Origin of the sequence: Photorhabdus stackebrandtii (assembly GCF_011189495.1) — a bacterium.
Classification (GTDB): Bacteria; Pseudomonadota; Gammaproteobacteria; order Enterobacterales; family Enterobacteriaceae; genus Photorhabdus; species Photorhabdus khanii.
In genome coordinates this window covers 217,145-228,385 of sequence record NZ_PUJV01000004.1, presented here as the reverse complement: position 1 = coordinate 228,385, position 11,241 = coordinate 217,145, and the positions used below count along the sequence as shown (strand labels likewise).

The window sequence follows — 11,241 nt, the reverse complement described above, 5'->3', positions numbered from 1 at the left end:
ATTCCATACTTCATCTGTTAACATAGTTCTTGGCATGATGGTGAGGTAGAGTCGTTTTTTGGCGAAAGCAATTATACCCCATCATCATGCTGTTCCGTAATTCCTCTCAAAACGTCAACAGCCCCTAGGTACGTTGAGATTTAATTGCTGATAAAGTGCAATCTGGCGGACAGTTGGCTCAATTAAATCAGCGCCTCTGACGACCTCAGTCACGCCTTGGTAATCATCATCGATAACAACTACTAAATTATAGGCAAATAGACCATCACGACGATGAATAATAAAATCTTCTTCAGCCATGACAGGATCGGCGTTTAGGTATCCCTGCAACTTATCTTTAAAACCATAAACAGGGTTGTTTTGTTTTAGCCGGATTGAGGCGTGATTAACAGGCAAATTTAATTCACGGCAGTTTCTGTCATAAAAACCATTAGCTTGCTGAATACGTTGACGGGGACAGGTGCAATAATAGCTTAAGCCCTGTTGTTGCAACTGATTAAGTATATGACGGTAAGCTTCATGGCGATGAGATTGATAGAGAATTTCACCATCCCAATGTAACCCATAATGCTCAAGAGCGTAGAGAATACGGCTGGCAGCACCGGGAACCTCCCTGGGGGGATCAATGTCGTCAATACGTATCAGCCACTTTCCTTGGCAAGCTCGGGCTTGCAAATAGCTGCCAATCGCCGTGATTAATGAACCAAAGTGAAGATCACCAGAAGGTGAGGGGGCGAAACGCCCAATATAAGCGCAGGGACGTTCAGGTTTTATCATATGGGGATCAGCGAGGGTTGTTCGTACGGCGCCGTTAAGGCGCCGTATCAAAACACCATTAATTAGCCTGCCATCTGCTTTTCACGGATTTCGGCCAGGGTTTTACAATCAATACACAAATCTGCGGTTGGACGGGCTTCCAAACGACGGATGCCTATCTCAACGCCACAGGATTCACAGAAACCGAAATCGTCATCTTCGACTTTTTTCAGTGTCTTCTCTATCTTCTTAATCAATTTACGTTCACGATCACGGTTACGTAATTCAAGACTGAACTCTTCTTCCTGCGCTGCACGGTCAACTGGGTCTGGGAAGTTCGCTGCCTCATCTTGCATATGAGATACAGTACGATCGACTTCATCCCTGAGCTGATTGCGCCATGCTTCAAGAATTAGCTTGAAATGCGCCAACTGGGCATCGTTCATGTATTCTTCACCTGGCTTCTCTTGGTAAGGTTCTACCCCAGCGATGGCGAGAATGCTTAAGGACGAGGTTTTACGTTTTTGCCCTTCTTGCATAATACTTCTCCTAACACACGCACTATCAAACGAACCCCTAGCGGGGAAAAAAACAGGCCGCTATAAATAGCAGATGGAGCATGGGTTGGCAATTATTCCTGCTATTAGTTTCACAATGGTGTGAAGACAAACGTGGTGAATGACTTTACACCCTGTACAACTTGATTGTAAATATTAGGTCAATCAATAAATTAACTACTGAGTACAAAAGTTAACTTATCGCCTAAAACCATCCCTTTTTTTGTAATGCTCGCCTGGTAACAGATAACTTCGACCCCAGAGTTTCGCGCTTGTTCCAAAAGAAATGAATAATTATGGTCAATATGTGCAGCAGCCGCGACTTGCCTGATGCCAGAATGCAAGACTGCAAAAAATAAAACCGCTCTTTGTCCTTGTTCCGCGATGTGTTGTAGTTCCCGTAAGTGCTTCTGCCCACGGGTAGTGACAGCATCGGGGAAATAGCCACAATTTTCCTGGAGAAGCGTCACTGATTTCACTTCGATATAGCAGTTAACTTGTTGCTTTGCCTGCAACAACAGATCTATCCGGCTGCTCTCTTCGCCATATTTTACTTCCCGGCTCATTTTTTTGTATTCAGAAAATTCTGAAATTGCATTTTGTTGAATCGCCTCGGCCACTAAATCGTTGGCTCTGAGTGTATTGACACAAATCCAGTGACCATCCTGTGTTTCGGTTAATTCCCAACTGTTGGGATATTTACGCTTTGGATTGTCAGATGTGGAATACCAAACGGTATCTCCTGGCGTAGCGCAGCCAGTCATCGCGCCAGTATTGGCACAGTGGATGGTCAGTGTTTCACCTTCCGGTGTGATGACATCAGCCAGGAAACGTTTATAACGACGAATCAGAATGGCGGATTGTAAGGGAGAATGGAATTCCATAAAAACTCCTTAATGGCTGATGGCATAAGATTGAAGCAGGCAATGCTACAATGTTGGTCATTGAAAGTTAACTTTTTTAATGGGGTATTTGTGTCTTTACTGCCTGTATACGAGGTCGTCGAGTCTGTCCTGAGTGCGCTGAAAAGCTCACCGCAGGTGCTGCTTCATGCGCCTGCCGGTGCCGGGAAATCGACGGGGTTGCCATTGGAAATTTTGAAAAGAGCGGATTTTTCCGGGCATATCATCATGTTAGAACCACGGCGGATTGCTGCTCGTAGCGTTGCCAATCGTCTGGCGGCTCAACTGAATGAAGATATCGGCCAGACAGTGGGTTACCGAATACGCTCAGAAACGAAAGTGAGTACAGCTACCCGTCTTGAAGTGGTAACAGAAGGTATTTTGACCCGTATGCTACAGCAAGATCCGATGTTGGAAGGCGTTTCTCTGGTGATTCTGGATGAGTTCCATGAGCGTAGTTTACAGGCTGATCTAGCGCTGGCACTGCTTTTGGATGTGCAGGCAGGGCTGCGGGATGATTTGCGAATTCTGATCATGTCAGCGACGTTAGATAATCAACGGCTTTCCTCTTTTTTACCTGAGGCGCCGGTGATTATTTCCGAAGGGCGTAGCTTTCCTGTCACCAGAAATTATCATCCTTTACCTGCTTACCAGCCTTTTGAACAGAGTGTAGCCACTGTTGTATTACGGTTACTCCAGCAAGAGCAAGGTTCTGTGCTGTTGTTTCTGCCGGGGAGTGGAGAAATTCAACGGATATTTGGACTGCTTAAAGGGAAAGTTTCTGCGGATACCGATCTTTGCCCGTTATACGGTGCTTTGTCATTGGCTGAACAGCAAAAAGCGATCGAACCTTCACCGTTTGGGCGTCGTAAAGTCGTTTTGGCAACTAACATTGCAGAAACTAGCTTGACGATAGAAGGTATTCGGTTGGTGGTTGATAGCGGCCTTGAGCGTACAACACGTTTTGAACCCAAAAATGGGTTGACTCGTCTGATGACTCAACGTATCAGTCAAGCTTCTATGACACAGCGAGCTGGCCGCGCAGGGCGGTTAGAAGCCGGAATTTGCTGGCATCTGTTTAGCCAGGAACAGGCAGAAAGAGCAGCAGACCACAGTGAACCTGAAATCTTGAATGCAGATCTCAGTAGCTTATGGCTCTCCTTATTGCAGTGGGGATGTCGCGATATTTCCCAATTACACTGGCTGAATATGCCTCCTGTGGCGTCGCTGGCGGTAGCCAAATCGCTTTTATTACAGTTAGGTGCGGTAAGCCATCACAATCAGTTGACGTCCAGAGGCAGAAAGATGGCGGAGTCTGGCAGTGATCCGCGCCTTGCCGCGATATTATGTGCCGGTTTGGAACAGGGAACTGATGCGTTGGCAACCGCCGCTATGCTGACAGCAATTCTGGAAGAACCGCCTCGTGATGGTCAGCCGGATATCACTTATTGGGTTGAACAGCGTCAGCCTCAGTGGTTACGGCGGGCAAAACAGTTAGCCAGAAATATGGGAGGGGCTTTTGGAGCGCCAGCCAGTGGACCAGTTGCAATATTATTGGTTCAGGGTTTCCCTGACAGAATAGCCAAGAATCGGGACAAGCATGGTCGTTTTCAATTGGCTAATGGTCTGGGTGCGATGATTGATTATAAAGAAAAGTTATCTGATGAGTCTTGGCTGGTGGCGCCTTCATTATTGCAAGATAGCAAGAATCCTGATGCCCGCATTCTGTTGGCTTGTCCGTTGGATATAGAACAATTGGTACAGCAACAACCGGATTTATTCTGTGAACAAAATGTTGTTGAATGGGATGACAATAAAGGAACATTGCGGGCATGGAAACGGTTGCAATGTGGGAGTCTGGCAGTAAAAACACAACTATTGGCAAAACCTTCAGATGAGCAATTACAACAGGCCCTGCTAAACTGGTTACGAAGTGAAGGATTACAAGCGCTGAATTGGTCACCTGAGGCTATGCAATTATGTACCCGTATTCAATGTGCGGCTAAATGGTTACCTGAAATACAGTGGCCTGAGGTAGATAATAATTCGTTGATGGATGCTCTTGATCATTGGTTAATGCCGTTTCTTATTGGTGTACGTGATTTGAAGGGGCTGAAACAGATTGATTTATTGCCGATATTGGAAAGTTTGCTGGACTGGCAACAGCGCCAATGTCTGGATAATGAGCTGCCTATTTATTACACTGTTCCTACCGGCAGCCGGGTAGCAATCAATTATTTCAGTGATAAACCACCTGTATTATCAGTGCGGATGCAGGAAATGTATGGTGAGCAGCAAAGTCCATTGTTGGCCAAAGGGCGGGTAGCATTGGTACTTGAACTATTATCGCCGGCCCGGCGGCCATTGCAGATCACGCAAGATTTAGCTGCTTTTTGGCAGGGAGCATACCGGGAAGTGCAAAAAGAGATGAAAGGGCGCTACCCAAAACACCTATGGCCGGATGATCCGGCAAATGCGGCGCCAACCCGGCGGGTAAAAAAATATTCGCAGTAGAATTTAAGATGTTTTTTGCAGACGAATAAATTCATTAAAAAATATATGAATACCTGTGATTCAGCATTTGAATGGTTTTGGAGAATTTTGGAATGTCTGGTGAAGATCATGAACCAATCGGACGTAAAAGCAAGAAACCGGTATCCCGCCGTGAACCTCTATCGAAAAGACGGCATCTGTTGGATGATGATTATGATGATGGCTACGAAGATGAAGGGGATCAACCCATGACAAAGAGAGGAAAGTATTTCCATCCACCTAAGAAAAAGTGGCGTTGGTTCTGGCTGTTATTCAAGATATTTATTGTTTTTGCTATGTTGATAGTGGCTTATGGTATTTATCTGGATGGCAAAATTCGTGACCGTATTGACGGAAAAGTCTGGGATCTGCCTGCGGCAGTTTATGGTCGGATGGTCAACCTTGAACCGGGCATGAACTACAGTAAAAAAGAGATGGTACATCTGCTGGAAGGAATGCAGTATCGTCAAGTGACGAAAATTACCCGTCCTGGGGAGTTTTCTGTCAGAGGCGAAACGATTGAAATGCTGCGTCGTCCATTTGATTTCCCTGACAGTAAAGAAGGGCAGATCCACGCGCTTTTGACTTTCAGTGATAACCGTCTGGCAGGGATAGAAAATATAGAAAACCAACGTCAATTTGGTTTCTTCCGTCTTGATCCCAAGCTAATTACCATGTTGCAGTCACCCAATGGTGAGCAGCGATTATTTGTGCAGCGCTCTGGTTTTCCTGATTTACTGGTCAATACCTTGCTGGCGACAGAAGATCGTCATTTCTATCAACATGATGGTATCCGTATCCTTTCTATCGGGCGTGCGGTGCTGGCTAATCTGACGGCGGGGCGCACTGTTCAGGGGGGAAGTACCCTGACGCAGCAATTGGTCAAAAACTTGTTCCTGACCAATGAGCGTACCTTGGTGCGTAAAGCGAATGAAGCTTACATGGCGGTTTTGATGGATTACCGCTACAGCAAAGATCGTATTCTCGAACTGTATCTAAACGAAGTGTATTTGGGGCAAAGTGGTGATGAACAGATTCGGGGATTCCCGCTGGCGAGTCTTTATTATTTTGGCCGCCCGGTGGATGAACTGAGTTTGGATCAGCAGGCGTTGCTGGTCGGTATGGTGAAAGGTGCTTCACTTTATAACCCATGGCGTAATCCGAAACTGGCTCTTGAGCGCCGTAATGTGGTGCTTAAACTTTTGCAAAATCAGCAAATTATTGATGAGGACCTTTATAAACTACTGAGCGCCCGTCCACTGGGGGTAAAACCGAAAAGTGGTGTCATCACGCCACAACCTGCGTTTATGCAACTGATTCGTCAGGAGTTGCAGGACAAACTGGGCGATAAAGTTAATGATTTATCTGGCGTGAAAATCTTTACGACTCTTGATCCGGTATCCCAAGATGCGGCTGAAAACGCAGTGGAAGAGGGAATTGCTAGCCTGAGAAAAACCCGCAAAATCGCCGATCTTGAAGGAGCAATGGTGGTTATCGATCGCATTAGTGGTGAAATCAGGGCGATGGTTGGTGGTTCTCAACCGCAGTATGCCGGATTTAACCGCGCCATGATGGCGCGCCGCCCGATTGGTTCTTTAGCAAAACCTTCTACTTATCTGGCTGCACTGAGTGAACCTGATCAGTATCGATTGAATACCTGGCTGGCGGATGAACCCCTTTCCGTGAAACAGCCGAACAGTAAGGTTTGGGAGCCGAAAAACTATGACCGTCGTTTCCGTGGACGTGTCATGTTGGTGGATGCATTGACTCATTCACTGAATATTCCGACGGTGAATCTTGGATTGGCTGTTGGCCTTGATCATGTAAGCAATACACTGATCCGGCTTGGTGTTCCGGCTGAGGTTATCCAGCAGGTTCCGGCTATGTTACTGGGTTCTCTCAGCTTGACACCGCTGGAAGTCGCTCAGGAATATCAAACGATGACTAGTGGCGGCAACCGCGCAACGCTTTCTGCGTTACGTTCTGTCATTGCAGAAGATGGCACTGTGATATATCAGAGTTACCCGCAGGCTGAACGGGCTGTACCTGCTCAGGCGGCTTACCTGACACTGTATGGTATGCAGCAGGTTGTGGCGAATGGGACTTCCCGTTCTCTGACGGGTAAGTTTGGCCGTTATAATCTGGCAGGTAAAACTGGTACAACCAATGATCTGCGTGATAGCTGGTTTGCCGGGGTTGATGGCAAAGAAGTGGTGATTTCATGGGTTGGCCGGGATAACAACGATCCGACTAATCTGACCGGTGCCACTGGCGCGTTAAATGTGTATCGCCGTTATCTGGAAAATCAAACACCGCTGGTGCTGAATAACATTCCGCCAGAGGGGATTGTGGATATGGCGGTTAATGCAGATGGTAGCTTTAACTGTAGTGGCAGTGGTTGGAGAACATTGCCGGTTTGGACTTATGATCCACAGAGTCTGTGCCAGCAAACAGCGGTGTCAGCACCTGTTCAGCAACAAGAACAAGCGCCGGGCTGGTTGCGGGAGATGTTTGGTCAATAATGAATATTTGATCAGATGAATGACAAAGCGCTGATCTTCTGGTCAGCGCTTTGATTTTCTGAGTATTGTTTTTCGGCTGCAAAGCCACCGTTCACCGTTTTTTTCATCAGCTTCCCAAACATACCGCGTCATTACCTTTTCAGCTTTACACCATTATCGCAGTAGTAATGCTCATATATAAGGTTGTACTGATGCTGGAACCGAAGCTGAACCCGCAGATAACTTCGGCAGAATGGCGATATATCAGGTTCCGTCATCTCCTGTTCCCGTAACGCCGCAAAAACCAGAACCGCCTCCACAGGGCAAGCAACACCCACCTGAACCGGATAAACCGCAGGATAAAAAATTACCGTGGTATAAACGGTGGTTTAGCCGTGGCAAAGATAAAGCCGAAGCAGCCGCTACCGTTGTGGCCGCAACTGCCCGCAGCGCAGTAGCGGAAGGGGAAGGGCTGGTGATGCGTTACATTGGTGGAGGTGCTACCAGTGCCGGGCGCTGGTTGGCGGCACCGAATCCAGTAACGGTTGGGTTAATGGGGCTGTTTTATTCACCGGGGCTGAATGAAGGTGAAGAGGATTATTTAAGACGGTATCATCTTGGACAAATAGCTGAACAGTTCGATAAAGCACCAACCCGTGTTCGTTTCCGCTGGATCAGAGATGAAAAAAGCGGCAGGATGACTATTCAGGGGTATCACGTCAGCCCGGAAAGTGGGTTGGATAAAGTGCAGGTTCATATGATGAAGCTGAATCGGACCACGGGTAATTATGAGTTTTGGGAGCCGGGAGAGCACAGGCCGACGATTTTATGGACGCCGAACGAACAAGAGTTTAAAGTTCCGGCCCATACCGGGAATGAAGAACAGCCGTTTATTCCGTCACAAATAACCGTGTTGCCGATCCCGGATAAAGTGGGCAGTGATATTGAATCGCTACCGATGCCGGAAGAGAAGGATTTCCGCGATTATATTTTGGTACTCCCTATTCCGAATATGCCGCCGGTGTATGTGTATTTGAGTAAACCGCCGGTGAAATTGTTTGAAGTGGATTTGTACAGCAATTTTGCGGGCAGACCAAGAAATGGAACACATGCTGATCATATGCCTTCGGCTGCTGCGGTTAAGGCAAGGTTAAAAGCGTTATATCCTAAATTATTACCTTCCGAATTAAATTCTGATTCTAAAAATATATCTGCAATTATTATTCCGGAAGAAGTACATCAAAAACTCAGTCAAACTTATGGAGGACGAAATTCGTCAGAACAGATTGAAAGAGATTCGCAAGATTTACGTGCGGCATTAGATAGGAACTTTGATGCTATAAAACCGAGCTTGAAAAGCTATGGTGCAACAGAAGTACAGCTTGAAAATGCTCGCCAGAGGATGCATAAACTAAACGAGGAACAGGGGTTGTATAAATGACAGTCAATGTAGAGGTACTAATAAACAATCTAGGAAGAACTTATCAGGAAATTTTTAATGAAGGGTTAATTCCTTATAAAACCAAACCTACAGGGTTTGCTGGAGATCCTGATATATCTTTAAATATGGCTAAAGAAGGTGTTTACTTGTCCTTTAGAAGGGTTAATAAAGTTTTATTTGCTATAGAGCTTACTTTAATTGACGAGAAGAAACCACAATACCGGTTTCCAAATGAGCTACCTTCACCATTAGTTCCGATGATGTCTCGGCAATGGGTTCATGAGCATTTTGGAAATCCTGAAAAATCACTTCCTCCACAGAAAATATTAAAGAGAGATACTGGCTGGACAGAGTTATATACACTGCTAGATTTTCGTATTCCAACTAGTATGCAAATTAATTACGATTTACTAGAACGTGTTAAAGTAGTGGCATTCTTACCTACATCAGAAGTACGTTGGTAGTCAATAATAAATATGGGAGATTTTTTAAGAGCCAATTCGTTTGCGAGCAGCTTGGAAATCCAAATCGCAGATGAATTGCTTTCACCAAGAACAGGGGTTATATAAGTAATGGTGGTTAATGTTGAAGTGTTAATAAATAGTCTAAGAAAATCTTATTAGGAAATTTTTTATTGAAGAGCAATCTCTTAATTATTTTTCTTTTTTCCAAAAATGGATATAAGCATTAACAGAGTCTTTTCATTTCTCACTGATAGTTTTATAATAAGCCGGTTTTAAACTGTTTTAAAAGTCATGGTGTTAATCCTTGGTTTTAATCGGTATAAAGTTTTAACCATTTTTTTAACTATGGTTTTTACCACTTTTAACGTCTGCTTTTTATCAAGTTTAATCATCATGGCATATCGTGGTTTTACGTTTAATGAACGTTAATCATACCCGATTTTATTTTTACTGACGTTGTTTTACCGGAAATCTTTGGCAGTTTTAATAAATTACCACCCTTTATTTTATCTTGATAAATCAGTAAGTAACCTGATAAGATTAAAGATATCTTTACGGATAATCAGCTTTTTTAGGGCTTAAATCCTGCCAGATTACCCGTTTTATCCATTTTTTTATTGCGTTATTTTCAGGGTTTCCTTCATAAAATAATGGCGAGAAAGTATTTAAATACCAGTCTGTTCGGATAATATTTCTGTATTCGCATTTTTAAATGGTTATGGCAGTAAAATAAGCAGAGTATAGAATCGCTGATAAGAAACCCCACACTAATCGCTGGTGATTGAGCGTGGGGAGTAAATCACACAAGTCTATCGTAAATCAAATATCTTCAATGATTATGGTTTACCAATAAGTTTGATTCACGACTCTACATTTACAATGCTTGTTGCTTCAGGAACCTCAATTAATTTTCCTGACTTCACATTATAAATGTACCCATATATAGCGATATTTGCGGGCACAAGGGGGTGAGTACGAATACGGTGAATATCTTCAACTAAGCTATTAACTCGATTATCAATGGTAAGCCATTTGATATATTTTCCCTCGGATGAACCTGTGCCGTTGCCGATATCTTTAAATCCCTCATCTGTCATGATGACACTTTCCAGGCTGCTTTCCAGTAGATCGCCCATGATATTGTCTGTAAAAAGCTCCATCCCACAATGAGTATGATGAATGACAAACCACTCTTTTGTGCCGAAAAGTTTGTAAGAAATGATAAGTGAACGAATAGCATCATCACTGGCTCTTCCGCCTGCGTTACGAATAATATGAGCGTCACCTTCAGATAAACCTGCAAATTTTGCTGGGTCCAGCCTGGCATCCATACAAGTCAATATGGCAAATCGTCTGACAGCCGGTAAACCCAGATTTTTTTTATCATCACCAAAAGTTGCTGCATATGCAATATTAGCATCACTTATTTCTTTGATAACGTTGCTCATCCTCTCTCCTTCATATTTTCTGGTTTAGTAAATTATGATGTAAAACAAAAAGATAGAAATAAAACTCAACTTCTTGATAAAGCCAATATCTATTTAATAAATGAATATGAGTCTGAAAATACGGCATATATAAATAAAATTTATGAAAAATATATACTTGTATCCTTTGTTCTGGTCAAGTGAAACAGGGTGTTTTTTTGAAGGGCAACGGATTTATAACTTACCGTTAAATCGATAGCTCTTTATAGCATCATGTTTGGTCTATATTTTGATATTGTAGAGAAATTATTCATGAATGGGAGGAATCAAGCGGTGTGTTTGCCAGCGGTTTATCGGTTTGACTTTGATGAAGTTTTTATTCGGAAGGATACTGAGACCGGAGATGTAACACTGCCCCGTAATCTTTCCGACTGGGATGGTTTTTTTGCGGCATTGAAGGGGACAATGATTCCCGATGATTTTTTGAGTAAAGAAGAGCGGTGTCAGCAAGAGCAATCTCGTGATCCGTTCGAAGGATTGAAATAGCGCCACTTGATCTCCTTATTGCAGTGCACGCGCTAAATATGAAAATGATACTGGTCACAAATGATCATGCACTGGGATTGCATACCGAAGATTGGACTGTTTAAGAGCGCCGTAG

General features: G+C 44.1%; 7 protein-coding genes and 2 pseudogenes. 5 read left to right on the top strand and 4 right to left on the bottom strand.

What is annotated here, in order from left to right:
• Positions 1–126: 126 nt before the first annotated feature.
• The 3 genes and pseudogenes from gluQRS to sfsA all read right to left on the bottom strand — a co-directional run.
• A pseudogene (gene gluQRS, locus C5470_RS05535) lies at positions 127–777 on the bottom strand (tRNA glutamyl-Q(34) synthetase GluQRS); the annotation flags it as partial.
• Between the two features lie 62 nt (positions 778–839).
• Complete coding sequence (dksA, locus tag C5470_RS05530; protein WP_036840254.1) at positions 840–1,295, bottom strand: RNA polymerase-binding protein DksA; 456 nt, start codon at positions 1,293–1,295, stop codon at positions 840–842.
• A gap of 191 nt (positions 1,296–1,486) precedes the next feature.
• Positions 1,487–2,197, bottom strand: a complete 711-nt coding sequence (sfsA, locus tag C5470_RS05525) for a DNA/RNA nuclease SfsA (protein WP_166286634.1) — start codon at positions 2,195–2,197, stop codon at positions 1,487–1,489.
• A 42-nt stretch (positions 2,198–2,239) separates the two neighbouring features.
• Here sfsA and hrpB point away from each other — a divergent pair, with 42 nt between their 5' ends.
• The 4 genes and pseudogenes from hrpB to C5470_RS05505 all read left to right on the top strand — a co-directional run bounded on the left by hrpB (position 2,240) and on the right by C5470_RS05505 (position 9,153).
• Positions 2,240–4,729 (top strand): ATP-dependent helicase HrpB, encoded by a 2,490-nt coding sequence (gene hrpB / locus C5470_RS05520; RefSeq protein WP_166286650.1) that lies wholly within the window; start codon positions 2,240–2,242, stop codon positions 4,727–4,729.
• A 92-nt stretch (positions 4,730–4,821) separates the two neighbouring features.
• Entirely contained in the window at positions 4,822–7,269 is a 2,448-nt protein-coding gene (gene mrcB / locus C5470_RS05515; RefSeq protein WP_166286632.1) for a bifunctional glycosyl transferase/transpeptidase, read from the top strand.
• Positions 7,270–7,450: 181 nt separating this feature from the next.
• Positions 7,451–8,689 (top strand): annotated as a pseudogene (locus C5470_RS05510) (S-type pyocin domain-containing protein); the annotation flags it as partial.
• Positions 8,686–9,153, top strand: a complete 468-nt coding sequence (locus C5470_RS05505) for a DUF6392 family protein (RefSeq protein WP_166286630.1) — start codon at positions 8,686–8,688, stop codon at positions 9,151–9,153. The pseudogene C5470_RS05510 and the gene C5470_RS05505, both read left to right, overlap by 4 nt.
• An 860-nt stretch (positions 9,154–10,013) precedes the next feature.
• Here the strand turns inward: C5470_RS05505 and C5470_RS05500 are convergent.
• On the bottom strand, positions 10,014–10,601 hold the full coding sequence (locus C5470_RS05500; protein WP_166286628.1) for a beta-class carbonic anhydrase: 588 nt from the start codon (positions 10,599–10,601) through the stop codon (positions 10,014–10,016).
• Positions 10,602–10,892: 291 nt separating this feature from the next.
• On the opposite strand from C5470_RS05500, the gene C5470_RS05495 reads away from it, so the two are divergent.
• The gene (locus C5470_RS05495) at positions 10,893–11,126 is read left to right on the top strand and encodes an antitoxin (protein WP_242687814.1); all 234 of its coding nucleotides are present in this window, start codon (positions 10,893–10,895) and stop codon (positions 11,124–11,126) included.
• Positions 11,127–11,241 lie beyond the last annotated feature (115 nt).